27 protein-coding genes and 1 pseudogene are annotated in these 26123 nt (G+C 66.3%); 25 read left to right on the top strand and 3 right to left on the bottom strand.

Going from position 1 to position 26123, the window contains the following annotated elements:
* Positions 1 to 3: 3 nt before the first annotated feature.
* The 5 genes from sdhD to gltA all read left to right on the top strand — a co-directional run bounded on the left by sdhD (position 4) and on the right by gltA (position 4521).
* The gene (gene sdhD, locus CFB35_RS20095) at positions 4 to 372 is read left to right on the top strand and encodes a succinate dehydrogenase, hydrophobic membrane anchor protein (protein ID WP_006487767.1); all 369 of its coding nucleotides are present in this window, start codon (positions 4 to 6) and stop codon (positions 370 to 372) included.
* A gap of 3 nt (positions 373 to 375) precedes the next feature.
* On the top strand, positions 376 to 2151 hold the full coding sequence (sdhA, locus tag CFB35_RS20100; protein ID WP_059582803.1) for a succinate dehydrogenase flavoprotein subunit: 1776 nt from the start codon (positions 376 to 378) through the stop codon (positions 2149 to 2151).
* A gap of 21 nt (positions 2152 to 2172) precedes the next feature.
* Entirely contained in the window at positions 2173 to 2874 is a 702-nt protein-coding gene (locus CFB35_RS20105; RefSeq protein WP_059582800.1) for a succinate dehydrogenase iron-sulfur subunit, read from the top strand.
* 6 nt (positions 2875 to 2880) lie between these two features.
* Complete coding sequence (locus tag CFB35_RS20110; RefSeq protein WP_059582797.1) at positions 2881 to 3153, top strand: succinate dehydrogenase assembly factor 2; 273 nt, start codon at positions 2881 to 2883, stop codon at positions 3151 to 3153.
* Positions 3154 to 3219: 66 nt separating this feature from the next.
* Complete coding sequence (gene gltA, locus CFB35_RS20115; RefSeq protein ID WP_011881720.1) at positions 3220 to 4521, top strand: citrate synthase; 1302 nt, start codon at positions 3220 to 3222, stop codon at positions 4519 to 4521.
* A gap of 90 nt (positions 4522 to 4611) precedes the next feature.
* Here gltA and CFB35_RS20120 read toward each other — a convergent pair whose 3' ends face one another.
* Positions 4612 to 5589 carry an AraC family transcriptional regulator gene (locus CFB35_RS20120; RefSeq protein WP_059582794.1) on the bottom strand — a complete coding sequence of 326 codons (978 nt, stop codon included), beginning with the start codon at positions 5587 to 5589 and terminating at the stop codon, positions 4612 to 4614.
* A gap of 71 nt (positions 5590 to 5660) precedes the next feature.
* Between CFB35_RS20120 and CFB35_RS20125 the strand changes: the two genes are divergently transcribed.
* From CFB35_RS20125 to CFB35_RS35630, 5 genes and pseudogenes are all read left to right on the top strand, one after another.
* Positions 5661 to 6050 carry a VOC family protein gene (locus tag CFB35_RS20125; RefSeq protein WP_059582792.1) on the top strand — a complete coding sequence of 130 codons (390 nt, stop codon included), beginning with the start codon at positions 5661 to 5663 and terminating at the stop codon, positions 6048 to 6050.
* 111 nt (positions 6051 to 6161) lie between these two features.
* Positions 6162 to 7412, top strand: a complete 1251-nt coding sequence (locus CFB35_RS20130) for a DUF1479 domain-containing protein (RefSeq protein WP_060009498.1) — start codon at positions 6162 to 6164, stop codon at positions 7410 to 7412.
* Between the two features lie 175 nt (positions 7413 to 7587).
* A complete protein-coding gene (locus CFB35_RS20135; RefSeq protein WP_059583135.1) occupies positions 7588 to 8346 on the top strand; it encodes a dimethylarginine dimethylaminohydrolase family protein in 759 nt (252 codons plus the stop codon).
* A gap of 98 nt (positions 8347 to 8444) precedes the next feature.
* Positions 8445 to 8909: an Lrp/AsnC family transcriptional regulator gene (locus tag CFB35_RS20140; RefSeq protein WP_059582787.1), complete on the top strand. Its 465-nt coding sequence runs from the start codon at positions 8445 to 8447 to the stop codon at positions 8907 to 8909.
* Positions 8910 to 9111: 202 nt separating this feature from the next.
* A pseudogene (locus CFB35_RS35630) lies at positions 9112 to 9385 on the top strand (hypothetical protein); the annotation flags it as partial.
* A 13-nt stretch (positions 9386 to 9398) separates the two neighbouring features.
* Here the strand turns inward: CFB35_RS35630 and CFB35_RS20150 are convergent.
* The gene (locus tag CFB35_RS20150) at positions 9399 to 10124 is read right to left on the bottom strand and encodes a glutathione S-transferase (RefSeq protein WP_059582781.1); all 726 of its coding nucleotides are present in this window, start codon (positions 10122 to 10124) and stop codon (positions 9399 to 9401) included.
* A 435-nt stretch (positions 10125 to 10559) separates the two neighbouring features.
* On the opposite strand from CFB35_RS20150, the gene CFB35_RS20155 reads away from it, so the two are divergent.
* The 8 genes from CFB35_RS20155 to asd all read left to right on the top strand — a co-directional run bounded on the left by CFB35_RS20155 (position 10560) and on the right by asd (position 17402).
* Positions 10560 to 11165: a TetR/AcrR family transcriptional regulator gene (locus CFB35_RS20155; RefSeq protein ID WP_081066418.1), complete on the top strand. Its 606-nt coding sequence runs from the start codon at positions 10560 to 10562 to the stop codon at positions 11163 to 11165.
* Between the two features lie 170 nt (positions 11166 to 11335).
* Entirely contained in the window at positions 11336 to 12265 is a 930-nt protein-coding gene (locus CFB35_RS20160; RefSeq protein WP_059582776.1) for an alpha/beta fold hydrolase, read from the top strand.
* Positions 12266 to 12530: 265 nt separating this feature from the next.
* Positions 12531 to 13940 (top strand): 3-isopropylmalate dehydratase large subunit, encoded by a 1410-nt coding sequence (gene leuC / locus CFB35_RS20165; protein ID WP_059582772.1) that lies wholly within the window; start codon positions 12531 to 12533, stop codon positions 13938 to 13940.
* Between the two features lie 3 nt (positions 13941 to 13943).
* Positions 13944 to 14090, top strand: a complete 147-nt coding sequence (locus tag CFB35_RS20170; RefSeq protein WP_011548098.1) for an entericidin A/B family lipoprotein — start codon at positions 13944 to 13946, stop codon at positions 14088 to 14090.
* A gap of 68 nt (positions 14091 to 14158) precedes the next feature.
* Positions 14159 to 14809 (top strand): 3-isopropylmalate dehydratase small subunit, encoded by a 651-nt coding sequence (gene leuD, locus CFB35_RS20175; RefSeq protein WP_059582769.1) that lies wholly within the window; start codon positions 14159 to 14161, stop codon positions 14807 to 14809.
* A gap of 79 nt (positions 14810 to 14888) precedes the next feature.
* Positions 14889 to 15956 (top strand): 3-isopropylmalate dehydrogenase, encoded by a 1068-nt coding sequence (gene leuB, locus CFB35_RS20180; protein WP_059582767.1) that lies wholly within the window; start codon positions 14889 to 14891, stop codon positions 15954 to 15956.
* A 119-nt stretch (positions 15957 to 16075) separates the two neighbouring features.
* The gene (locus tag CFB35_RS20185) at positions 16076 to 16195 is read left to right on the top strand and encodes a hypothetical protein (RefSeq protein ID WP_006756675.1); all 120 of its coding nucleotides are present in this window, start codon (positions 16076 to 16078) and stop codon (positions 16193 to 16195) included.
* Between the two features lie 85 nt (positions 16196 to 16280).
* The gene (asd, locus tag CFB35_RS20190; RefSeq protein ID WP_059582764.1) at positions 16281 to 17402 is read left to right on the top strand and encodes an aspartate-semialdehyde dehydrogenase; all 1122 of its coding nucleotides are present in this window, start codon (positions 16281 to 16283) and stop codon (positions 17400 to 17402) included.
* A 99-nt stretch (positions 17403 to 17501) separates the two neighbouring features.
* Here asd and flgE read toward each other — a convergent pair whose 3' ends face one another.
* Complete coding sequence (flgE, locus tag CFB35_RS20195) at positions 17502 to 18746, bottom strand: flagellar hook protein FlgE (protein ID WP_059583132.1); 1245 nt, start codon at positions 18744 to 18746, stop codon at positions 17502 to 17504.
* Positions 18747 to 18969: 223 nt separating this feature from the next.
* On the opposite strand from flgE, the gene CFB35_RS35035 reads away from it, so the two are divergent.
* From CFB35_RS35035 to trpA, 7 genes are all read left to right on the top strand, one after another.
* Positions 18970 to 19122 carry a hypothetical protein gene (locus CFB35_RS35035; protein WP_155634597.1) on the top strand — a complete coding sequence of 51 codons (153 nt, stop codon included), beginning with the start codon at positions 18970 to 18972 and terminating at the stop codon, positions 19120 to 19122.
* Between the two features lie 381 nt (positions 19123 to 19503).
* Positions 19504 to 21648 carry a FimV/HubP family polar landmark protein gene (locus tag CFB35_RS20200; protein WP_059582762.1) on the top strand — a complete coding sequence of 715 codons (2145 nt, stop codon included), beginning with the start codon at positions 19504 to 19506 and terminating at the stop codon, positions 21646 to 21648.
* On the top strand, positions 21648 to 22460 hold the full coding sequence (truA, locus tag CFB35_RS20205) for a tRNA pseudouridine(38-40) synthase TruA (protein WP_059582759.1): 813 nt from the start codon (positions 21648 to 21650) through the stop codon (positions 22458 to 22460). The genes CFB35_RS20200 and truA overlap by 1 nt, the downstream gene beginning before the upstream one ends.
* Entirely contained in the window at positions 22457 to 23161 is a 705-nt protein-coding gene (locus tag CFB35_RS20210) for a phosphoribosylanthranilate isomerase (RefSeq protein WP_059582757.1), read from the top strand. The genes truA and CFB35_RS20210 overlap by 4 nt, the downstream gene beginning before the upstream one ends.
* Positions 23162 to 23216: 55 nt before the next feature.
* On the top strand, positions 23217 to 24410 hold the full coding sequence (gene trpB / locus CFB35_RS20215) for a tryptophan synthase subunit beta (RefSeq protein ID WP_059582753.1): 1194 nt from the start codon (positions 23217 to 23219) through the stop codon (positions 24408 to 24410).
* 9 nt (positions 24411 to 24419) lie between these two features.
* Positions 24420 to 25268: a site-specific DNA-methyltransferase gene (locus tag CFB35_RS20220; RefSeq protein ID WP_059582750.1), complete on the top strand. Its 849-nt coding sequence runs from the start codon at positions 24420 to 24422 to the stop codon at positions 25266 to 25268.
* Positions 25269 to 25304: 36 nt separating this feature from the next.
* Complete coding sequence (gene trpA / locus CFB35_RS20225) at positions 25305 to 26120, top strand: tryptophan synthase subunit alpha (RefSeq protein WP_059582749.1); 816 nt, start codon at positions 25305 to 25307, stop codon at positions 26118 to 26120.
* Positions 26121 to 26123: the final 3 nt, after the last annotated feature.

Consider the following 26123-nt stretch of genomic DNA (forward strand, 5'->3'; position numbering starts at 1 on the left):
AAAATGGCAGCCAACAACCGAATCGGCTCGAAGCGCCTCGTCGTCGGCGCACACTACGGCCTGCGCGACTGGCTCGCGCAGCGCGTCACCGCCACGATCATGGCGGTCTACACGGTCATTCTGCTCGTCCTGTTCTTCGGCGCGCACGATTTTTCGTACGAAGGCTGGGCATCGATCTTCGCCGCGCAATGGATGAAGCTCGCGACCTTCGTGATGCTGCTTTCCCTCTTCTACCACGCATGGGTCGGCGTGCGCGACATCTGGATGGACTACGTGAAGCCCGTCGGTGTGCGCCTGCTGCTGCAATCGCTGACCATCGTCTGGCTGCTCGCATGTGCGGGCTACGCCGCGCAGATTCTCTGGAGAGTGTAAAGAATGGCTGCAATCAAAACTTCCCTCCCGCGCCGCAAGTTTGACGTCGTGATCGTCGGCGCGGGCGGCTCCGGCTTGCGCGCGGCGCTGCAACTGTCGCGCGCGGGCCTGTCGGTCGGCGTGCTGTCGAAGGTGTTCCCGACCCGTTCGCACACGGTGGCCGCGCAAGGCGGGATCGGCGCGTCGCTCGGCAACATGAGCGAAGACAACTGGCACTACCACTTTTACGACACGATCAAGGGTTCCGACTGGCTCGGCGACCAGGACGCGATCGAGTTCATGTGCCGCGAAGCGCCGAACGTCGTGTACGAACTCGAGCACTTCGGCATGCCGTTCGACCGTAACGCGGACGGCACGATCTACCAGCGTCCGTTCGGCGGCCATACCGCGAACTACGGCGAGAAGCCGGTCCAGCGCGCTTGCGCGGCCGCCGACCGTACCGGTCACGCGCTGCTGCACACGCTGTACCAGCAGAACGTCGAGGCGAAGACGCAGTTCTTCGTCGAATGGATGGCGCTCGACCTGATCCGCGACGCGGACGGCGACGTACTCGGCGTGACGGCCCTCGAGATGGAGACGGGCGACGTCTACATCATGGAAGGCAAGACGACGCTGTTCGCGACGGGCGGCGCAGGCCGGATCTTCGCGGCATCGACGAACGCGTTCATCAACACCGGCGACGGCCTCGGCATGGCGGCCCGCTCGGGCATCGCGCTGCAGGACATGGAGTTCTGGCAGTTCCACCCGACCGGCGTGGCCGGCGCGGGCGTGCTGATCACCGAAGGCGTGCGCGGCGAAGGCGGCATCCTGCGCAACGCGAACGGCGAGCGCTTCATGGAACGCTACGCACCGACGCTGAAGGATCTGGCGCCGCGTGACTTCGTGTCGCGTTCGATGGACCAGGAAATCAAGGAAGGCCGCGGCGTCGGTCCGAACAAGGATCACGTGCTGCTCGACCTGTCGCACATCGGCGCCGAGACGATCATGAAGCGTCTGCCGTCGATCCGCGAAATCGCGCTGAAGTTCGCGAACGTCGACGCGATCAAGGAGCCGATCCCGGTCGTCCCGACGATCCACTACCAGATGGGCGGCATCCCGACCAACATCCACGGTCAGGTCGTCGGCACGTCGCGCGATCACAAGGAACCGGTCAACGGCTTCTACGCAGTGGGCGAATGCTCGTGCGTGTCGGTGCACGGCGCGAACCGTCTCGGCACGAACTCGCTGCTGGACCTCGTGGTGTTCGGCCGCGCGGCCGGCAACCACATCGTCCAGCACGTGAAGAACCAGAAGGAACACAAGCCGCTGCCGGCGGATGCGGGCGAGTTCTCGCTCGCGCGCCTGAACAAGCTCGACAAGTCGAGCTCGGGCGAGTACACGCAGGACGTCGCGAACGACATCCGCGCGACGATGCAGAAGCACGCAGGCGTGTTCCGCACGTCGGCGCTGCTGAAGGAAGGCGTCGACCAGATGGCCGGCCTGAAGGCGCGCGTGGAAAACATCCACCTGAAGGACAAGTCGAAGGTGTTCAACACCGCGCGCGTCGAAGCGCTCGAGCTGGAGAACCTGATCGAAGTGGCCCGCGCAACGATGGTGTCGGCGGAGGCGCGCAAGGAAAGCCGCGGCGCGCACGCGCACAGCGACTACGAACACCGCGACGACGAGAACTGGCTGCGCCACACGCTGTGGTACAGCGAAGGCGACCGCCTCGACTACAAGCCGGTTCAAATGAAGCCGCTGACGGTCGATTCCGTGCCGCCGAAGCCGCGCACGTTCTAAGCCGAGTCAAAGGAATCCGAAATGGCAAAACGCATTTTTGAAGTCTACCGCTACGATCCGGACAAGGACGCAGCGCCGCGCATGCAGACGTACGAGCTCGAGATCCAGCATGAGCGCATGCTGCTCGACGCACTGGTCAAGCTGAAGGCACTGGACGAGACGCTGTCGTTCCGCCGTTCGTGCCGCGAAGGCGTGTGCGGTTCGGACGCGATGAACATCAACGGCAAGAACGGTCTCGCGTGCCTGACGAACCTGAACGACCTGCCGCACAAGATCGTGCTGCGCCCGCTGCCGGGCCTGCCCGTCGTGCGCGACCTGATCGTCGACATGACGCACTTCTTCAACCAGTACCACTCGATCAAGCCGTACCTGATCAACGACGCGCCGCCGCCGGAGAAGGAACGCCTCCAGTCGCCGGAAGAGCGCGACGAGCTCGACGGCGTGTACGAGTGCATTCTGTGCGCGAGCTGCTCGACGTCGTGCCCGAGCTTCTGGTGGAACCCGGACAAGTTCGTCGGCCCGGCCGGCCTGCTGCAGGCTTACCGCTTCATCGCGGACAGCCGCGACACCGCCACCGGCGAGCGTCTCGACAACCTGGAAGACCCGTACCGTCTGTTCCGTTGCCATACGATCATGAACTGCGTCGACGTTTGCCCGAAGGGCTTGAACCCGACGAAGGCGATCGGCAAGATCAAGGAACTGATGGTTCGGCGCGCGGTATAAAGTTTGATGAGCGACGAATCGCATCAATCCGACCCGCACCGCCGCGCGCGCCTGCGCTGGCGCGCGCGGCGGGGTCTGCTGGAAAACGACATCGTATTCGAGCGTTTCTTCAGCCGATACGAGCATGACCTCACCGATGCAGACGTAGGCGCGTTGTCGCGCCTGCTCGATCTGAGCGACAACGACCTGATGGACTTGCTCCTCGCGCGCAAGGAACCAGAAGGCGACCTAGACAGCCCGGACATTCACCGGCTGTTGGAGATGCTGCGCAACGTGTGACGCCAAGGTGTAACGCGCTGCGCCCGTTATCGAATCCCGTTTCTTTATTTCGATTGAGGATGTGCCATGACTCCGTCTGATGTTAAAGCCACGCTATCGTTCAGCGACAACTCGCCGAGCGTCGAAATGCCGATCTACAAGGGCACGATGGGCCCGGACGTGATCGACATCCGCAAGCTGTACGGCCAGACCGGCAAGTTCACTTACGACCCGGGCTTCATGTCGACGGCTTCGTGTAATTCGGCGATCACGTACATCGACGGCGACAAGGGCGAGCTGCTGTACCGCGGCTACCCGATCGACAACCTCGCACAAAACGCGGACTTCCTCGAAAGCTGCTACCTGCTGCTGAAGGGCGAACTGCCGAACGCCGCGCAGAAGAAGGAATTCGTCGACACCGTCACGAAGCACACGATGGTGCACGAGCAGATGCACTTCTTCTTCCGTGGCTTCCGTCGCGACGCGCACCCGATGGCGATCCTGGTCGCCGCGGTCGGCGCGCTGTCGGCGTTCTACCACGACTCGCTCGACATCAACGACCCGCGTCACCGCGAAGTGTCGGCGATCCGCATGATCGCGAAGCTGCCGACGCTCGTCGCGATGGCGTACAAGTACAGCATCGGCCAGCCGTTCGTGTATCCGAAGAACTCGCTGTCGTACAGCGCGAACTTCATGCACATGATGTTCTCGAATCCGTGCGAAGAGTACAAGGTCAACGACGTGCTTGTCCGCGCGCTCGACCGCATCCTGATCCTGCACGCCGATCACGAGCAGAACGCATCGACGTCGACGGTCCGTCTGGCCGGCTCGTCGGGCGCGAACCCGTTCGCGTGTATCGCGGCCGGTATCGCGTGTCTGTGGGGCCCGGCGCACGGCGGTGCGAACGAAGCCGCGCTGAACATGCTCGAGCAGATCGGTTCGCCGGACAACATCCCCGAATTCATCAAGCAGGTGAAGGACAAGAACTCGGGCGTGAAGCTGATGGGCTTCGGCCACCGCGTGTACAAGAACTACGACCCGCGTGCGAAGCTGATGCGCGAGACGTGCTACGAAGTGCTGAACGAACTGGGCCTGCACGACGACCCGCTGTTCAAGCTCGCGATGCAGCTCGAGAAGATCGCGCTGGAAGACGAATACTTCGTGTCGCGCAAGCTGTACCCGAACGTCGACTTCTACTCGGGTATCGTCCAGCGCGCGCTGGGCATCCCGACGTCGATGTTCACGTGTATCTTCGCGATGGCACGTACGGTCGGCTGGATCGCACAGTGGAACGAAATGATCGCCGATCCGGAACAGAAGATCGGCCGTCCGCGCCAGCTGTTCATCGGCGATACGCCGCGCGAAGCGAAGCCGCTCAACGCACGTTAAACCGTGTGCGGCGCGAACGGCCGGCAGGCCGCTCGCGTCGGGCAACCGCAACGCCACGACACCCCGACGGGTCAGCCCGTCGGGGTGTTTTCATTTGCGCGGCCGACGTTGGCCCGAGCCGGCGCGGCGCTCCAGCGACGGCGGCCGCGTGTCGAGCGCGGGCGCGTCGTCGTCCGGTGCATGGCCGTGCTGCTTGAAGAACTGCCGGTACGCGCCGGGCGTCGTGCCGCGCGCGGCGAGGAACTGGCGATTGAAGTTCGCGGCATTCGGAATGCCGCAGCGCGCGGCGACCGTCGCGATCGGCCAGTCGGTGCCGACGAGATGGCGGCATGCATGCGCGAGGCGCAGCCGCTGCACGTAACGGCCGACGCTTTCGCCGAGATGCCGGACGAACAACCGTTGCAGCGTGCGTTCGGACAGGTGCGCGGCAGCGGCGAGTGCGTCGATGCGCAGCGGTTCGTGGAAATGCCGGTCGATCGCGTCGAGCACGCGGTCTAGACGTTCGGCTTCGGGCGCGCCCGGCCCGCCGGGCGACGGCGCGCCGTCGGGCCGGTCGTACGCATGCGCGGTGGCGAGCGGTTCGCCGCCGGCCTCCGCGAGATCGGCAAGCGTGTCGAGCGTGGCTGCAAGCCGTACGCGCGGCGACGGATCGAGCAACCGCGGCAGCCGCGCGCGCATCGCGCGGGCCGTCTCCACGTCGAAGTGCAGCCCCGGCGCCGCGCGCCGCAGCAGCGAGCGCAGCGGCGCGTATTCGGGGCAGCAGTCGGCCAGCCGCCGCGCCCAGTCTCCGTCGAACCAGACGACGAGCGCGACTTCGGGCGCGTCGCGATCGATGCGCGCGTTCGACGACCACGTATGCGGCAGGTTCGGCGGCACGAGCACGAGATCGTCGTCCGCGTAGCGCGCGACGTGATCGCCGATGAAGCGCTGGCCGCGGCTGTTGAGCGTCAGCGTCAGTTCGTACTCGGGATGGCGATGCCATTCGAACGGAATGCGCGCGAGCTGGCGGTGATAGACGCGGATCGAACAGCCGGACGCGAACGTCACGTGCTCGTATTGCGGTTTCATCGCGGCCTCCGGTAGGGGCGGGCAGTGCGCCGTGGCATGATCGTGGGCGATTCTCACCAAGGAGCGATGCCATGTTTTCACATGTGTGCGTGGGCGTCGGTGATACGGCGCGCGCCTACGATTTCTATGCGCCGCTGTTCGCGGCACTCGGGCTGCGCCTGAAATTCCGCGAGCCGGACGGCTGGTCGGGCTGGATGCCGGCCGACGCCGAGCGGCCGCTGTTCTTCTTCGGCAAGCCGCTCGACGGCCGCCCACCGGAGCCGGGCAACGGCCACACGATCGCGTTCGATGCGCCGACCCGCGCGCACGTCGATCGCTGTCACGCGCTCGCGCTGCGGCATGGCGGCACCTGCGAAGGGCCGCCGGGCCTGCGGCCGCACTATCACCGCGACTATTACGGCGCGTATTTCCGCGACCCGGACGGCAACAAGCTCTGCGTGGTCTGCCATCGTCCCGAATGACGCACGATTGTCAGGATTGTATCGATCGTTGGCCGGATAGTGGTGATGACGGCCGTGTGCCGGCCGTACGCTGACAGCACATCACGACACGCTTTCAGCGAGGAGACGACGATGCAACTGACGATTGACGACATGCCTGCCGCGATCCGCGCGGCGAAACGGGCGCTGCGCGCCGATTTGCCCGGTTATGCGGCCACGTTCCGCGAAGTGGAGGGCGACATCGCCCGGCAGGTCGATGCGATCCGCCGCGCGCACGCGCACGGCCACGACGTGATTCCGGTCGTGCCGTTCGCGGATATCGCGGGCGGCCGGGTCGATCCGCATGCGGTTGCGGCGATCCGCACGCATGGCGCGGTCGTGATCCGCGGCGTGTTCGATGCGAGGCAGGCACGCGACTGGAACGACGAGATCGGCGCGTATCTGGATGCGAACCGTTTCGCCGACCGGCTGCACGCGCGCGCGGAAGACCGCTATTTCGGCAATCTGGCGTCGGGCAAGCCGCAGATCTACGGCGTCTACTGGTCGAAGCCGCAGGTGGCCGCGCGCCAGTCGCCGGCGCTCACGCAGGCGCGGGTGTTCCTGAACCGCCTGTGGCGGCATGCGGACGGCGCACGTGCGCATTTCGATCCCGACCGGGTGCCCGCGTATGCGGACCGGATCCGCCGCCGGCCGCCCGGTTCGACGTCGCTCGGGCTGTCGCCGCATGTCGACGGCGGCTCGGTCGAGCGCTGGCTCGGCGCGAATTTTCGGCAGGTCTATCGCCATGTGCTGGCCGGCCGCTGGCGCGAGTACGATCCCTTCGATGCGGCGTTCCGGCCCGACGTCGAAGAGATTCCGTCGCCGGCCGTGTGTTCGATGTTCCGCACGTTCCAGGGCTGGACCGCGCTGACACCGCAGGGGCCCGGCGACGGCACGCTGCAGCTGATCCCGGTTGCGAACGCGATGGCCTATGTCGTGCTGCGCGCGCTGCAGGACGACGTCGCCGACGACGACCTGTGCGGCGCGCGTCCCGGCCGCGCGCTGTCGATTCGCCCGGAATGGCACACGCTGCTGCTCGATGCGCTGGTGCCGATCCCGCATATGGAACCGGGCGACGCGGTGTTCTGGCACGGTGACGTCGTGCATGCGGTCGAGGATGCGCATCGCGGCAGCGGCGACAGCAACGTGATGTACATCGCGGCCGCGCCGGGCTGCGCGAAGAACGACGCATACTTGCAACGCCAGCGTTGCGCGTTCCTGCGCGGCGACAGCCCGCCCGATTTCCCGGCCGACCATTTCGAAGTCGATTTCGACGGGCGCGCGGGGGAGGCCGAACTCACGGCGCTCGGCCGCGCGCAGATGGGATTCGAGCCCGGCGCATGACGCGCGGGCGGCCCGTTCGCCGAATCGGCTGCGTGGTGCGCGCAATTCGACGCAATCGGCTGTCGGCGCCGCCGAATTCGACGCGAATTGCGCAATTTGGCTTCCGATAATGGTCCGGTCACGACGCCGCCGGCCCGTGCACGGCACGGGTGCGGCGCAGATCATGGAGGAGTCGATGCAATTCACGCAAGCGATCGTTCGCCGTCCCGCGCCGTCCTGCGGCGCGGGCCTGACCACCGCCGAACTCGGCGCACCCGACTACGACAAGACGCTCGCGCAGTTCCACGCATACTGCGACGCGCTGCGCATGCTCGCGGTCGAGCTGACCGAACTGCCGCCGCTCGATGCGTTTCCCGATTCGCACTTCGTCGAGGACGTCGCCGTCGTCACGCCGGAGTTCGCGGTGATCACGCGCCCCGGCGCGCCCGCCCGGCGCGGCGAGACCGCGCACATCGAAGCGTCGCTGCGCGTGCATCGCGAGCTGCTGCCGATGCAACAGGGCCGCCTCGACGGCGGCGACGTGATGCTGGTCGGCAAGCGCTTCTTCATCGGGCTGACGAGCCGCACCGACGCGCAAGGCATCGCCGCGTTCGAGTCGCTGGTGTCGCGCCATGGATATTCGGTCGTCGCGGTGCCGGTTGGCGCCGGCCTGCACCTGAAATCGGTCGTCAATGCGCTTGGCGACGACACGCTGCTCGTGACCGACGCGCTGGCCGCGCATCCGGCGTTCGCCGACTATCGAAGGATCGCGATTTCCGCCGCCGACGAATATGCGGCCAACACGCTGCGCGTGAACGGCACGCTGATCACGCCGGCCGGCTATCCGCGCGTGCATGACGCGATCGCGTCGCTCGGCATGCCGCTGCACGTGATCGACACGAGCGAGTTCCGCAAGATGGACGGCGGCCTGACGTGCCTGTCGCTGCGGTTCTAGTCGATTGGCGCGCGGCGGCGGCGGCCGGATAATATGGCCCGCGTGTGGAACGGCAGACGTTCCTCCCATGAGCCACGACCCGACCGGAGCGAACGCGGATGACCGACAAGAAGATGCAGTTGGACAAGATCGATCTCCGGATTCTCGACATCCTGCGCACCGACGGACGGATTTCCTACCGGAAGCTGTCGGAACGCGTGAATCTCACGCCGCGGCCGTGCCAGGCGCGCGTGGAGCGGCTCGAGGCGCTCGGCGTGATCGAAGGGTACCGCGCGGTGATCAACGCGCCGCGCGCGACCAAGCCGATCGTCGTGATCGCGCAGATCGTGCTGGCCGACCACGGGCGTTCGCAGGCGCCGTTCGAGGAGGAAATGCGCGCGAATCCGGCCGTGCTCGATTGCTGGCTGGTGAGCGGCACGTTCGATTTTCTCGTGCGGCTCGCGTGCGAGGATCTCGACGAGTACCGGCGGATCGCGAACGTGTGGCTGGAAAGCCCGCGATTCCGGATCGAGAAGATCGTGACGACGGCCGAACTGCAGACGATCAAGCGCAGCGTCGTGTGAGGCGACCGGCCAGCCAGGGCCGGTTTCGATGCGAATGACCGGCGCGATCGATTTGCATCCCGAATCGAATCGACTGTCCCGGATCACGATCGGGGTGAACATTATGGATGCCGCGCAAGCGGCAGCGCAGACGGCCGCGCCGTCCGGAGCGACGCTGAAACGCCGTCTGCAGGGCCGTCGCATCGCGATGATCGCGATCCAGCTCGCCGCCGGCGCGATGAATCCGTTGATCCTGACGGCCGTGCTGTCGGCCGGCAATTCGGGTGCCTACGCGGCGGCACGGACGCTGTACAACCTCGCATCGGAAGGGCACGCGCCGATGTTCGCGACGCTGTCGCCGCGCGCGCAAAAGCCGGCTCGTGCGCTACGAGGAAATGGACATCGGGCCGTGGCTCACGCGCTCGGTCGAGGCCGTCGACGCGGCCGCCGCGCGGCACGGGCCACCGCGCCGGTCGGCCGCTGCCGCGATGGGGTAACGGCAGCCGGCCGTTACTTGTCCAGCTCCGGATAGTGCCGGAAGATCCCCATGTCGTTGAACGGGATGCGGCGTTCCGACTCGAGGTAGTGCGCGACGGGCGGATGCCGTGCGACGCGATCGTGCAGCGCGACGAGCCCGGCGATCTTGCGTTCCGCGCGCTTCATCGCTTTCGGAAACGCATAGCGCAGGCCCTCGATCAACTGGAACATCGACAGGTCCGCGTAGGTGAGCGTGTTGCCCGCGATATAACCGCTCTTGTGCGGATTCTGTTCGAGCACGCGATCGAAGTAGCCGAGGAATTTCGGCAGCCGGTTCTCGAGGAAATCGGCCGCGCGCTCGGCCGCTTCCGCCTTCTGGTCCTCGTAGTACAGGCCGCTGCCGATCGGATGGTGCGTGTCGTGGATCTCGGTGATGAAATCGGCGGCGGTCAACTGGAGCTGGTGCACCCACAGCCGGCCGGCTTCGTCGTCGGGCGCGAGTCCGAGCCGCGCGCCGAGAAACAGCAGGATGTTCGCGGTCTGTCCGACGACCACGTCGCCCGCCTTCAGGAACGGCGGTGCGAACGGCACGCATTCCGCTTTCGTGTCGTCCATCATGCGCATCATCGCCGCCACGCCCATCCCGCGTCCCGATTCGCGCGCGACGTCGACGTAGTCGGCCTCGGCTGCTTCCAGCGCGAGGCGCACGTACTCGCCGCGGCCCTGGATTTCAGGCCAGTAATAGAGTTCATATCGCATGCAGTGCTCCTGTCCTTCGATGCTTCGGGTGATGCTCGCATCGTGATGGCGGGAGGGCGGCCGCGTGCCGCCCGTTGCGAATAGACAGTCTACGAGATCGAGTGCGAAATGCCAGCGGCGCCGCGTTTCATGCGCGGCGTTCGTCGCGCCCACACGCCTTCGTGGCTGCGTTCGACCAGTTCACCGCCGATCATGCCAGGGTGCGTGTCGCCGCTGGCGAAGCGGGTCAGCGCCAGCGCAAGCCCGTCACCTATGGGCGCGAACAGGCCTTGACCTTCCCCGTCGGTCGGAAGCCGCCCCGATGCGGAACCCGCGAGGACGAACCCTGCAAGAAACGGAAGGAAAGGCGCGTTTTCGGCCGGTCGTTTAATCGTATGCCTCGTTGCGCGGTTCCGGATCGCTTGATTTGGAAATGATCATTTCCTATAATGCCGCATGGCGACGAAAATTGCACCGAACGTTGGCAGGCCGCGAGAATTCGACATGGAGCAAGCGCTGGACGGCTTCATCCGCGTCTTTCGCGAGCGTGGCTATCATGCGACTTCCATCGGCGATCTGTCCCGGGAGACAGGGCTCACCACCGGCAGTCTTTACAAGGCTTTTGCGGACAAGAACGCCATATTCGTTGCCGCGTTGAACCGGTACGTCGATCGGCGCGCGAGCGAACTCAACACGATCCTTGCCGATGAAAGGAACGGACGGGACAAGGTGCGCGCGCTGCTGCGCTTTTATGCGGACGTCTCGCATGGAGACGAGGGCCGAAAGGGCTGTCTGGTCGTGGGCGGCGCTATTGTTCTCGGTACGTTGGATAGCGAGATCGCCGACATCGTTCACAAATCGATGCAGCGGGTCGAGCGTCTCCTTCGCGATTTGATCAGGCAGGGGCAGGCCGATGGGTCCGTCGATGCCACGCTGAACGCACAAGCCACGTCGAGCTGTCTGTTCACCATGGTGCAGGGGCTTCGAGTGGTGGGTAAGCTCGGCCAACGCCGCAGCGATATGTCGATGCTGGTCGACGAGGCCATGCGGCTGCTCAACTAGGGTAGAGCGTCATCCCTTGGGTAACTCGATGTGAAGTAACACGCGAAACCACGCGTGCGCGCGATCTGGTTCTGTCGAATTAGGAAACGACTATTTCCCAATGCCATTGCTCGCGCTGCGCGTGGTGAACCATCATCCAGGAAAGTCGATTCCATAGAGAGGACGAACTTATGCACCAGCATCAATCGACCGCGGATTCTTTGCCGCTTGCGACCACACCCTATTTTCGCGAAGACCCGCGGCTCAGCGGCTTTCGTCATCGGTTCGATACGGTGGACGGGGTGCGCCTTCATTATGTCGAAGGCGGCCGCACCGACGGCGAGACCATTGTGTTGCTCGCGGGGTTTCCGGAAAGCTGGTACGCGTGGCGCAGAATCATGTCCCTGCTCGCGGACGAATTCAGGATCGTGGCGCCGGATCTTCCCGGGCAAGGCGACTCGGACCGGCCGCTCACCGGGTATGACACGCAGACCGTCGCGACAACGCTTGCGCGCCTGCTGGAGCGGCAAAATATCTCGCGCTTTTACCTGGCCGCTCACGACGTCGGCGCATGGGTCGCCTATCCGTTTGCGGCGATGTATCCCGATTCAGTGAAGCGCATGGCGTTGCTCGACGCCGGGATACCCGGCATCACGCTGCCCGACGCACTGCCGATCGAGCCTCGCAGCGCATGGCGCACGTGGCACTTTGCATTCCATGCGGTAGCCGACCTGCCGGAGACGTTGATCGCCGGCAGGGAGCGCGCGTATCTCGATTGGTTCTTGCGTCGCAAGGCGGCAAATCCCGAATCGTTCTCCGACGCGGATATCGACGAGTACGTCCGGGTGTTCACCAGGGACGGCGGGTTGCGAGCGGGCCTGGCATTTTATCGGGCCGTGTCGGAATCGTCGGCCCAGAACCGCAAGCTGCAGGCGCGAGGAAAGCTGAAGATGCCCGTGCTCGCTGTCAGTGCCGACCAGGGATCCATACCCGACATGGCAGGGCCGCTCGAACATGTCGCGGAAGACGTGACGGCTGCGACGATCGCATATAGCGGGCATTTCATCCCTGAGGAACAACCGCAGGCGCTGGCGCGCGCGTTGCGCAATTTCTTCCGGTAGCACGTCGCCGCGAGTCGATTGCAAGGGCTGGAGCGGCCCACGACGGCCGACATGGTGCGCGGAGCAAGCCCCGTCGGTGCGGCACGCGCCTGTGCCGCACGCGCTGCCGCGCTTGCCGGGTAATACTTATCCGGGTATCGCGTGTACCACCCAACTCACTGTTTTTATTCACTTTTTTCGTTATCGTGGTACTCCATGGGCCGATTTTGCGTGGCATAATCGATCGCATCCGCAAGGCTTGTAGTCACAACGACCCCGCATACCCATGGCACAGACTCTCTACGACAAACTGTGGAACACCCACGTGGTCCACACCGAGGAAGACGGCACGACCCTGCTCTACATCGACCGTCAACTGCTGCATGAAGTCACGAGCCCGCAGGCATTCGAAGGGCTGAAGATCGCGCAGCGCCCGGTGTGGCGCATCAGCGCGAACCTGGCCGTGTCGGACCACAACGTGCCGACGACGGACCGCAGCCACGGCATCGCCGATCCCGTCTCGAAGCTGCAGGTCGACACGCTCGACGCGAACTGCGATGCATTCGGCATCACGCAGTTCAAGATGAACGACGTGCGCCAGGGCATCGTCCACATCATCGGGCCGGAACAGGGCGCGACGCTGCCGGGCATGACGATCGTGTGCGGCGATTCGCATACGTCGACGCACGGCGCGTTCGGCGCGCTCGCCCACGGCATCGGCACGTCCGAAGTCGAGCACGTGCTCGCGACGCAGACCCTGCTGCAGAAGAAGAGCAAGAACATGCTCGTGAAGGTCGAGGGCGCGCTGCCGCGCGGCTGTACCGCGAAGGACATCGTGCTCGCGATCATCGGCAAGATCGGCACGGCAGGCGGCACGGGCTACGCGATCGAATTCGGCGGCTCGACCATTCGCGCGCTGACGATGGAAGGCCGCATGACCGTCTGCAACATGGCGATCGAGGCCGGCGCGCGCGCGGGCATGGTCGCGGTGGACGACACGACGATCGACTACCTGAAGGGCCGTCCGTTCGTGCCGACCGGCGCGGAATGGGATCAGGCCGTCGAGTACTGGCGCCAGTTCAAGTCGGACGACGGCGCGCAGTTCGACCGCGTGGTCGAGCTGAACGCGGCCGAGATCGTCCCGCAGGTCACGTGGGGCACGTCGCCGGAAATGGTCACGTCGATCGACGGTCGCGTGCCCGATCCCGAGCGCGAGAAGGATCCGGTCAAGCGCGACGCGATGGAGCGCGCGCTGGCCTACATGGCACTCGAGCCGAACACGCCGATCGAATCGATCAAGGTCGACAAGATCTTCATCGGCTCGTGCACGAACGCCCGGATCGAGGACATCCGCGCGGCCGCGTACGTCGTGAAGAAGCTGAACCGCCGCATCGCGTCGAACGTGCGGCTCGCGATGGTCGTGCCGGGCTCGGGCCTCGTGAAGGCGCAGGCCGAGCGCGAAGGGCTCGACAAGGTGTTCACCGATGCGGGCTTCGAATGGCGCGAGCCGGGCTGCTCGATGTGCCTCGCGATGAACGCCGACCGGCTCGAGCCGGGCGAGCGCTGCGCGTCGACGTCGAACCGCAACTTCGAAGGCCGGCAGGGCGCGGGCGGTCGCACGCACCTCGTGAGCCCCGCGATGGCGGCGGCCGCGGCGATCGAAGGCCACTTCGTCGACATTCGCCAGCTGGGGTGACGCGTGACGGCATCGAAAGTCATCGCGCGGCTGGTTGCCGCGCTGGCGCTGGCGGGGCTGGGTTTCGGCCTGGCCGGCTGCAATACCGTCCGCGGCTTCGGTGAAGACGTCAACGCCGCCGGCAGCGCGCTGAAGCGCGCCGCGGAGTGACGGTTCCCGCCGAGAATTTGTCGATGTGCGCCGGCTGACTGCCGGCCCTTCAACCGGATAGACGGATCATGGAAAAATTCACTGTACATACCGGCGTCGTGGCGCCGCTCGATCGCGAGAACGTCGACACCGACGCGATCATCCCGAAGCAGTTCCTGAAGTCGATCAAGCGCACGGGCTTCGGTCCGAACGCGTTCGACGAATGGCGTTACCTCGATCACGGCGAGCCGGGCCAGGACAACTCGAAGCGTCCGCTGAACCCGGACTTCGTGCTGAACCAGCCGCGCTACCAGGGGGCATCGGTGCTGCTCGCCCGCAAGAACTTCGGTTGCGGGAGCTCGCGCGAGCACGCGCCGTGGGCGCTGCAGCAGTACGGCTTCCGCGCGATCATCGCGCCGAGCTTCGCGGACATCTTCTTCAACAACTGCTACAAGAACGGCCTGCTGCCGATCGTGCTGACCGAGCAGCAGGTCGATCACCTGTTCAGCGACACGTACGCGTTCAACGGCTACCAGCTGACGATCGACCTCGACGCGCAGGTCGTGCGCGCGGGCGACGGCCGCGAGTATCCGTTCGAGATCGCCGCGTTCCGCAAGTACTGCCTGCTGAACGGCTTCGACGACATCGGCCTCACGCTGCGCCACGCGGACAAGATCCGCCAGTTCGAAGCGGAGCGGCTCGTGAAGCAGCCGTGGCTCAGCACCAAGCTGGTCGGCTGAGCGCGCGTTGCAGGCGGGCGCGCCGTGCGTGCGCTCGCCGGCCTGCCTCCATAACACCCTACCCAGTCAGGAATTTCGCATGAAGATTGCAGTGCTGCCCGGCGACGGCATCGGTCCGGAAATCGTCAATGAAGCGGTGAAGGTGCTGAACGCACTCGACGAGAAGTTCGAACTCGAACAGGCGCCGGTCGGCGGCGCGGGCTACGAGGCGAGCGGCCATCCGCTGCCCGACGCGACGCTGGCGCTCGCGAAGCAGGCCGACGCGATCCTGTTCGGCGCGGTCGGCGACTGGAAGTACGACTCGCTCGAGCGCGCGCTGCGCCCCGAGCAGGCGATCCTCGGGCTGCGCAAGCACCTCGAGCTGTTCGCGAATTTCCGCCCGGCGATCTGCTATCCGCAGCTCGTCGATGCGTCGCCGCTGAAGCCGGAGCTCGTCGCGGGCCTCGACATCCTGATCGTGCGCGAACTGAACGGCGACATCTACTTCGGCCAGCCGCGCGGCGTGCGCTCGGCGCCGGACGGCCCGTTCGCCGGCGAGCGCGAAGGCTTCGACACGATGCGCTATTCGGAGCCGGAGGTGCGCCGCATCGCGCACGTCGCGTTCCAGGCCGCGCAAAAGCGCGCGAAGAAGCTGCTGTCGGTCGACAAGTCGAACGTGCTGGAGACGTCGCAGTTCTGGCGCGACATCATGATCGACGTGTCGAAGGAGTACGCGGACGTCGAGCTGTCGCACATGTACGTCGACAACGCGGCGATGCAGCTCGCGAAGGCGCCGAAGCAGTTCGACGTGATCGTCACCGGCAACATGTTCGGCGACATCCTGTCGGATGAGGCGTCGATGCTGACGGGCTCGATCGGCATGCTGCCGTCCGCGTCGCTCGACAAGCACAACAAGGGGCTGTACGAGCCGTCGCACGGTTCGGCGCCGGACATCGCGGGCAAGGGCATCGCGAACCCGCTCGCGACGATCCTGTCGGCCGCGATGCTGCTGCGCTATTCGCTGAATCGCGCGGAGCAGGCCGATCGTATCGAGCGCGCGGTGAAAACGGTGCTCGAACAAGGCTACCGCACGGGCGACATCGCGACGCCGGGCTGCAAGCAGGTCGGCACGGCGGCGATGGGCGATGCGGTGGTCGCCGCGCTGTAAGCGTGGGAAATGAAGTGCGGTAACTAATGTGGAAAAGGGCGCGAACGGGCCGTGAAAATCGGCCGGTTCGCGCGCGGTTGGCCGTTGTGCGGGCCACCGGCTTTGTGTAGACTCGAACGATGGCGCTGATTTCCCTGATCTCCCCGGTCCTGAAACTCCACGGCAACACTGCCCGTGCGGGTGCGCGCGCCATCGTCATCACGAAAACCATTACCACGAAAACGATCATTAAACGCTGATCGCCGTCGTGCCCGCCTGTTTCCCCGCGCGGTCACGCGGGGACGGAAATGGCGGGGAAGCTCCATTCAAAGCAAAGGGTTAGTCATGAACGTAGGTCTCGTAGGTTGGCGCGGCATGGTCGGCAGCGTCCTGATGCAGCGCATGCAGGAAGAGGGCGATTTCGACCTGATCGAACCGGTGTTTTTCAGCACCAGCAACACGGGCGGCAAGGCGCCGTCGTTCGCGAAAAACGAGACCACGCTCAAGGACGCGACCAGCGTCGACGAGCTGAAGAAGTGCGACGTGATCATCACGTGCCAGGGCGGCGACTACACGAACGACGTGTTCCCGAAGCTGCGCGCGGCCGGCTGGAACGGCTACTGGATCGATGCGGCATCATCGCTGCGGATGCAGGACGACGCGGTCATCATCCTCGATCCGGTCAACCTCGACGTGATCAAGGACGCGCTCGTCAAGGGCACGAAGAACTTCATCGGCGGCAACTGCACGGTCAGCCTGATGCTGATGGCGCTCGGCGGCCTGTTCCGCGAGAATCTCGTCGACTGGATGACGGCGATGACCTACCAGGCCGCATCGGGCGCGGGCGCGCAGAACATGCGTGAGCTGCTGTCGCAGATGGGCACGCTGAACGGCGCGGTACAGGAACAGCTCGCCGATCCGGCCTCCGCGATCCTCGACATCGACCGCCGCGTGCTGGCCGCGATGAACAGCGACGCGATGCCGACGAGCCAGTTCGGCGTGCCGCTCGCCGGTTCGCTGATCCCGTGGATCGACAAGGATCTCGGCAACGGGATGTCGAAGGAAGAGTGGAAGGGCGGCGCGGAAACCAACAAGATCCTCGGCAAGCCGGCGATGGGCGAACCGGGTTCGATCCCGGTCGACGGGCTGTGCGTGCGGATCGGCGCGATGCGCTGCCACTCGCAGGCGCTGACGATCAAGCTGAAGAAGGACGTGCCGCTCGACGAAATCAACGGCATCCTCGCATCGGCGAACGACTGGGTGAAGGTCGTGCCGAACGAGCGCGAAGCGTCGATGCGCGACCTGTCGCCGGCGAAGATCACCGGCACGCTGTCGGTGCCGGTCGGCCGCCTGCGCAAGCTCGCGATGGGCGGCGAATACCTGTCGGCGTTCACGGTCGGCGATCAGTTGCTGTGGGGCGCGGCCGAGCCGCTGCGCCGCATGCTGCGCATCCTGCTCGACAAGTAAGCACGCTCGCTGTCCGGCTCGCGGGCCGGGCTGCACGATACGACGCGCCGCGTCGGCCTCGAGATTCGGGGCCGGCGCGGCGCGTTTTTCATGCGCGGTTCAGCGCAGGTTCAGCAACGTCTGGTCGACGGCCTGCTGGGTCTTGATCGTCTGCGCATTCGCCTGGTAATTGCGCTGCGCAGTGATCAGGTTCACGAGCTCGGTGGTCAGGTTGACGTTCGCGTTTTCGAGCGCGCTGCCCTGCAGCGTGCCGTGGTTCGTGCTGCCCGGCGCGGAGATCTGCGGCACGCCCGACGCGGCCGTTTCCGCATACTGGTTGCCGCCGATGTTCACGAGCCCGTTCGGGTTGTTGAAGTTCGCGAGCGCGATCAGGCCGAGCACCGTGCTCTGTCCGTTCGAATAGTTGCCGGTCAGCTTGCCGTCGCTGCCGATCGAGAACGTCGTCAGCGTGCCGCTCGCGAAGCCGTCCTGCGCGAGATTGTTCACGCCGTCCTTGCCGCCGTATTGCGTCGTGCCGCCCAGGTCGAGCGTCAGGTTCTGCGGATTGGCGCCGCCCGTCGTGTTCGGGATCGAGAACGCGAACTGGCCGAGGCTCGGCGTCGGCTGCCCGGTCGCGGCCGACGTCGTCGAGCTGATCCGGCCCGATGCGTCGAACGTGACGGTGCCGAGATGCGTCGGCGTCTGGCCCTGCACGCCCGCGTAGGCCTGCCACGTGCCGGCCGCGCTCTTTGCGAAGTACATCGTGACCTGCTGCGAGCCGCCGAGCGTGTCGTAGACCTGGATCGACGAGTTGTAGTTGAACGTCGTGTTGTCGGTCGCGTTGAACGGCGTCTTGGCCGGCACCTTGTCCTGGGCGTTCAGGTTGAACTGGCCGGTGATCTTGTTCGTCGCGCGCGGCGCGATGTTGCTGGTCGGCGCCTGCAGCGGCACGGTCTGCGCGGTGTTGATCGCGCCGCCGGCGCCTGCCGCATAGCCCATCAGGTTGCGGCCTTGCGCGTCGACGATCGCGCCGTTCTTGTCGCGGTGGAACGTGCCGTCGCGCGAGTACGTGGTCACGCCGTTGCTCGACATCTGGAAGAAGCCGTTGCCGTTGATCGCGACGTCGAGCGACGACTTCGTCGAATTGATGGTGCCCTGGCCGAAATTCTGTTGCACCGACGCGAGCCGCGTACCGATGCCGATCTGCGTGTTGACCGACGTCGCGACCGAATTCGCGTACATGTCCGCGAAGTTCGCGCGCCCCTGCTTGAAGCCGACCGTGTTTGCGTTCGCGATGTTGTTGCCGATCACGTCGAGGTTGCTCGACGCGCCGGCCAACCCGCTCAAACCCTGCTGATAGCCCATGTTCGTCCCCGTAACGAGCTGGTAGTGAATGCAGTCGTGCGACTGCGCGATGGCCCTCTGGTCCTTCACGGCATCGGTCCGACCGCGAAGTCGAAATATGCCGATTCCCGTTTGAAGGCGATCGTATCGACGGCAACGGTTGGGTCTGTGTAATTTTGTGTAATGAAATTGAATTGATGCGGAAAAGATCGCCTTTGTATGAGAGACAGGTGGGCGGAAGGCGATGAAAGCCTTATGGGGCGGGGCTTTGGTGATGTGGATTTTCATTTCGCCGATAAGCGGGATGAACTGCCTTCTTATCGACGAATTGAAATTTGTTGGTTCGGGATTGATTGCCGGCTGGGATTATTTGGATTTCCTGCGGCTAATTCTTTAACGGCTGGCGGGGCGGGTCATTGAGGGAGCGTTTGCGATGCTGTCGCCGTGATCCTGCGGTGGACGCGCAGTGAGCACCGAAAGGCCGCGTCATTCGAGCAGGGGGCGGTGCTGTTGCGAGACGGTTTTCGACAGCGCGCGTGGGGGGCGTTCTGGTCGATCGAATGCATGGGCTGCGGCAGGCGGACCCGCCCGACGCGCGCGCCGGCTGGCGACGAATTCGGCCGGAACTCGAGCGCGTGAAGTAAACTACGCGGTTACGACGCACAGACCCGCCGAAAGCGTCGCGTTTCGCGCGACGCTTTTGCATTTCTGCAGCAACTTTATTGACGCTTCCAACCGCGAATCCGAGCCGCGCCCGCGCGCGGCGATAGAGCCAACGATGTCCCGAATTTCCTTGTTTCCGCGTCAGTCCCGTCTGTCGCGCGCCGTGCGTGGGGCGCTGACGATCCTGGCGCTTGGCGCAGCCGCATCGGCGTGGGCAGTCGGCACCGGCGAACTGCCGGCGTCCGCCGCCGGCGCCGCCGCACCGCTTACCGTGACGGTCCAGCCGGGCCAGTCGCTGAACGACATCGCGAAAGCGGCCACGCAATCGCACGACCCGGCCGTGCTCGCGCGCGCCGCCCGTGCGCTGTTCGACGCCAATCCGCAGGCGTTCATGAAGCGCGACGCGAGCCGGCTGAAAGTCGGCGCGACGCTGACCGTGCCCGCGCTCGACGCCACCGGCGCGGCGCTCGTGCCGGCCGGCGCGTCCGCTGCCTCCGGTGCGACGGCCGCTTCCGCGCCCGCCGCCGCATCGGGTGGGGCGGCGATCGCGCAGCACGGCGCATCCGCGCCGCATCCTGGCTCGGCGGTGCAATCCGCGCCGGTGGCGTCGGCCGTGCATGCGGCTCCGGTGAGCGGTGCGAGTGCGCCGGCGGCGGGGGTGGCGGTTTCGATCGGTGCTTCGGCTTCGACCGGTGCTTCGGCTTCGACCGGGGCGGCGGCCGCACAGGGCGCGTCGGGTGTCGACAGCACGCAGCCGGCGGCGCCCACGGGCGGTGCCAGCGGCCCGCATGTGTGGAGCGGGGCGATCCAGTCGGCGCCGTCGTCCGCGAGCGAGGCGGCGGGGCAGGCGGTGCCGGGCAGTCCGGTTTCCGGCGTGCGCGAACCGGGCGGCGCGGCGCCCGCCGTGGGAGCGTCGCAGCCCCGGCCGTCGAGCTTGCAGCAATTGCTGGCGTTGAAGAATCGCGTGCTGATGGAGTTGCAGAAGCACGGCATCGGCAAACCGGCGACGACGACCGGCGTCGCGCCTGCGCCGGCTCCGGCGCCCGCCGCGCCGCGTCTGGCCGCGAATGACGCGAGTGCGTCGGCCGCCGCATCGACGGTGGACGAAGCCGCGTCGGGTGTGGCAGCCAGCGCACCGCAACCGGCATCGGCTTCCGTGCAACCGATCGCGCCCGTCGCCACACCGGCACGTCGTACCGAACAGATGGACTGGCGCCCGGCCGCCGCGGCCGGTGCAGCCGTGATCGTGCTCGCGGCCGGCTTCGTATGGCGCAAGCGCCGGAAGGGTCGCCGCGCGGACGACGCGGGTGCCGATACGACCGCAGCCGCAGCAGGCGGCGCCGCGGCTGCGGGAGCCGCGCCGACCGTCGAACGTGAACTGCCGATCACGCCCGAAATGCCGGTCGCACGCGATGCGGCGTCCGACATGAATCTCGCCGCGGCCACTGCTGCGGCGGCGGAGGCGGTCGAGCCGCCCGCAGCGGACACATCGACTGCGCCTGAAGTGGCGGCACCGCGCGACGAGTCGCCCGAATTGCCGGCTGCCGTCGCTGCCGTGTCGCCCGCGAACGACGCGATTCCGGTTCCGGCTGAGGCTCCGCCCGACGCAGAACCGGCGGAAAAAACCACTGGCGCCGACAAGCAGGCCGAGCCGACCGAGCCGACCGCCGCATCCGTCGCCCCTTCGACGACCGAAGCACAGCACGCGACGCTGATGCAGAACGCGATCAGCGCGCTCAACAGTCTCGACATGCCGTTGCCGCCGCGGGCGGCGGACGAGCCGTCGTTGACGCCGGAGGCCCTTGCCACGCGGGCAACGCAGTCCGACACCGGCAAAATCGCAACTAACGGTCAATCCGCCCAGCACCCGCCAATGGGTTCGGGTGAAACGACACCGGAACATCCGGTCGACCACGACGACGAGTTCGACTGGGATCCGGACGCGGCGACGCCCGCCGGCCAAGCGGGCGGCCCGCCTGCGGCGACATCGCTGCCGCCGCTCGGCGGCGCGCAGTTCGGCGCGCTGAAGCTCGATTTCGATCTCGACCTGCCGTCCACCCCGGGCGCCGCACTGCCCGCGCTCACCGCGGACGAGCTCGCGCGCATCGCGCGCAACAAGCTCGACCTCGCGGCCGAATACGTCGAGCTGGGCGATCTGGCCGGCGCGCGGACGCTGCTGCAGGAAGTGGTCGACGCGAACGACGCCGCGACGCGCGACGATGCACGCGCGCTGCTCGCGAAACTGGCGGACGAGGCGTGATGCGGATCGCGCTGGGCATCCAGTACGACGGCGCGGCGTTCTGCGGCTGGCAGGCGCAGCCGCACGGCAAGACCGTGCAGGACCGGCTCGAGCATGCGCTGGCCGAGTTCGCGCGGGTGCCGCTGCACACGACGGTGGCCGGGCGCACCGATACCGGCGTGCACGGGCTCGGGCAGGTCGTGCATTTCGACACGGATCTCGAGCGCGAGGTGTTCTCGTGGGTGCGCGGCACCAACGCGTTCCTGCCGCCGACCGTGTCGGTGCAATGGGCGAAGCCGATGCCGGACACGTTCCATGCGCGCTTCTCGGCGTTCGAGCGCACCTATTACTACGCGCTGTACGTGCATCCCGTGCGTTCGCCGATGCTGGCCGGGCGCGCGGGCTGGATCCACACGCCGCTCGACGACGACGCGATGCGCGCCGCCGCCGCGCACCTGATCGGCGAGCATGATTTTTCGTCGTTCCGGTCGTCGGAATGCCAATCGAAGACGCCGGTCAAACACCTGTATCAGATCGACGTGCGGCGCGCCGGGCATTTCATCCATTTCCGCTTTCGCGCGAACGCGTTCCTGCATCACATGGTGCGCAACCTGATGGGCTGCCTCGTCGCGGTCGGGCGCGGCCGATATCCGGCCGACTGGCTCGCCGACGTGCTGGCCGGGCGCGACCGCAACCTCGCCGCACCCACGTTCATGGCCGACGGGCTGTACCTCGCCCACGTCGGCTACCCGGCGGAATTCGCCGTCCCGCCCGCGCAGCTCGGCAGCGTGCCGTGGAGCAGCGTCTGGGCCGATCTGGACCCACAATCATGACGGATCACGCCGTGTCCCCTTCGAGTTCCGCCGCGGCGGCGGGCGTGCCGCCGCGCACGCGCATCAAGCTGTGCGGGCTGTCTCGGCCCGAGGACGTGCTGCACGCGGCAGCCCTCGGCGCCGATGCGATCGGCCTCGTGTTCTACCCGAAGAGCCCGCGCGCGGTGACGATCGCGCAGGCGGCCGAGCTGGCGAGCCTGGCGCCGCCGTTCGTCTCGGTGGTCGGACTGTTCGTGAATGCGACCGAGGCCGAGATCGAAGCCGTCGTGCGCGACGTGCCGCTCACGGTGCTGCAGTTCCATGGCGACGAGACGCCCGAGCAGTGCGACGCGCTCGGCCGCGCGGCGCGCCTGCCGTGGTTGCGCGCGGTGCGCGTCGGCCCCTCGACGCAGCGTGCCGATTTGGTAGAATCGGCTCTTCATTATTCGAAAGCGCGCGGCCTCCTGTTCGACACCCTGGTGCCGGATTACGGCGGTAGCGGCAAGGTCTTCGATTGGTCTCTTATTCCCGCAGAGCTCGCGCGTCGGGCCGTTTTGAGTGGTGGCTTGAACGCGCAAAACGTCGGTGATGCGATCCGCCAGCTGCGTCCGTTTGCTGTCGATGTCTCCAGTGGCATCGAGGTGGAGGGCGCGAAGGGCGTGAAGGATCACGCCCGGATGGCGGCGTTCGTACGCGCGGTGCGCGAAGCGGACGCCGGGTGATGCAAGCCGGTGCGGCCCCGCGGGCGGGGCGCACCGACCGATCGAGAGAGACACCATGTACAACCTTCCTGATGATCGTGGCCATTTCGGCCCGTATGGCGGCGTGTTCGTCGCCGAGACGCTGATTCACGCGCTGGACGAATTGCGCGCGGCGTATGAAAAGTTCCAGAACGATCCCGATTTCGTCGCCGAATTCGAGCGCGAGCTGAAGCATTTCGTCGGCCGTCCGTCGCCGATCTACCACGCGCAGCGCTGGAGCGAGACGCTCGGCGGCGCGCAGATCTACCTGAAGCGTGAAGACCTGAACCACACGGGCGCGCACAAGATCAACAACGTGATCGGCCAGGCGCTGCTCGCGAAGCGCATGGGCAAGAAGCGCGTGATCGCGGAAACGGGCGCCGGCCAGCACGGCGTCGCGACCGCGACCATCTGCGCGCGCTTCGGGATGGAGTGCGTCGTCTACATGGGCGCCGAGGACGTGCGCCGACAGGCCGCGAACGTGTACCGGATGAAGCTGCTGGGCGCGACGGTCGTGCCGGTCGAATCGGGTTCGCGCACGCTGAAGGACGCGCTGAACGAAGCGATGCGCGACTGGGTCACGAACATCGAAAGCACGTTCTACATCATCGGCACGGTCGCGGGCCCGCACCCGTACCCGATGATGGTGCGCGACTTCCAGCGCGTGATCGGCGACGAGTGCAAGGTGCAGATGCCCGAGCTCGCGGGCCGGCAGCCCGACGCGGTGATCGCCTGCGTCGGCGGCGGGTCGAACGCGATGGGCATTTTCTATCCGTACATCGACGATACGTCGGTGCAGCTGATCGGCGTCGAAGCGGCCGGCGACGGCCTCGACACGGGCCATCACGCGGCGTCGCTGATCGCCGGCAGCCCGGGCGTGCTGCACGGCAATCGCACGTACCTGCTGCAGGACGACAACGGCCAGATCATCGAGACGCATTCGGTGTCGGCGGGCCTCGACTATCCGGGCGTCGGCCCCGAGCACGCATGGCTGAAGGACAGCGGCCGCGCGCAGTACGTGCCGATCACCGACGCGGAAGCGTTGAAGGCGTTCCACGACTGCTGCCGGATCGAGGGGATCATTCCCGCGCTCGAGTCGAGCCACGCGATCGCGTATGGCGTGAAGCTCGCGCCGACGTTGCCGAAGGACAAGATCCTGCTCGTCAACCTGTCGGGCCGCGGCGACAAGGACATGCACACGGTCGCCGAGCGATCGGGCATCGCGCTCTGACCCCGAACGATGCGTGACCTGATCGAAGAACCGGGCGGCGGCGCCGCGAGCGAGGCGGAGGCGGTTCAGCCGGCCGCCGTGCCGCGCGCGCTGCCGCCCGGTATCGAACTGCACAACCGCGATTTCCTGACCGATGCCGCGCACTTGCCGGATGCGTCGATCGACCTGATCGTCGCCGATCCGCCGTACGGGCTCGGCAAGGACTACGGCAACGATTCGGACAAGCGTTCGGGCGACGATTTCCTCGCGTGGACGCGCGAGTGGCTCGAACTCGCGATTCCGAAGCTGAAGCCGAGCGGGTCGATGTACATCTTCTGCACGTGGCAGTACGCGCCGGAAATCTTCAGTTTCCTGAAGACGCAACTCACGATGGTCAACGAGATCATCTGGGACCGGCGCGTGCCGAGCATGGGCGGCACGACGCGCCGTTTCACGTCGGTGCACGACAACATCGGCTTTTTCGCGGTTTCCAAAGCGTATTACTTCGATCTCGATCCGGTCCGCATCCCGTACGACGCCGACACGAAGAAGGCCCGCTCGCGCAAGCTGTTCGAAGGCAGCAAGTGGCTGGAGATGGGCTACAACCCGAAGGACGTCTGGTCGGTCTCGCGCCTGCACCGGCAGCACGCGGAGCGCGTCGATCATCCGACCCAGAAGCCGCTGGAAATCATCGAGCGGATGGTGCTCGCAAGCTGCCCGCCGGGCGGCCGCGTGCTCGATCCGTTCATGGGCAGCGGCACGACCGCGGTGGCCTGCGCACGGCAGGGGCGCGACTTCGTCGGCTACGAGATCAACGAAAGCTATTGTGCGATCGCGCACGAGCGCGTGAGCGCGCTCGCCGCGCCGGCGTGCGCGTGAATCGCGCCGCCGCCGAATGCACTGAGGAAAATTGCCATGTCCCGTATTCAGCAGACCTTCGCCGCGCTCGCCGAACAAGGCCGTAAGGGCCTGATCCCGTTCATCACGGCCGGCGACCCGGACCCCGCGAAAACCGTCGAATTCATGCACGCGCTCGCCGCCGGCGGCGCGGACGTGATCGAGCTCGGCGTGCCGTTCTCGGACCCGATGGCCGACGGCCCGGTGATCCAGCGCTCGTCGGAGCGCGCGCTCGCGCGCGGCGTCACGTTGAAGAGCGTGCTCGCCGACGTGAAGCGTTTTCGCGAAACCGACCCCAAAACCCCCGTCGTGCTGATGGGCTATGCGAACCCGATCGAACGGATGGGTGTCGACGCGTTCGCGGCCGAAGCGCACGCGGCCGGCGTCGACGGCGTGCTGGTGGTCGACTATCCGCCGGAAGAGGCGGGCGTGTTCGCCGAAAAGATGCGGGCCGCGCAGATCGATCCGATCTTCCTGCTCGCGCCCACGTCGACCGACGAACGCATCGCCGACGTCGGCAAGATCGCGAGCGGCTACGTGTATTACGTGTCGCTCAAGGGCGTGACCGGCGCGGGAAATCTGGATGTTTCGAGCATTGCAGGTAAAATCCCGGCCATCAAGTCGCGCGTGCCGGTTCCGGTGGGCGTCGGCTTCGGTATCCGCGACGCCGAAACGGCGCGTGCGGTGGCCGAAGTGTCGGACGCCGTCGTGATCGGCAGCCGCCTCGTGCAACTGCTCGAGAGCGCCGCGCCGGAAGGTGCCGCCGCCGCGCTGAAGACGTTCATCGCCGAGCTGCGCGCCGCCCTGGACGGTGCCGGCAACACGGCGCGATAAACA

The organism is Burkholderia sp. AU16482 (assembly GCF_002223285.1).
GTDB lineage: Bacteria > Pseudomonadota > Gammaproteobacteria > Burkholderiales > Burkholderiaceae > Burkholderia > Burkholderia semiarida.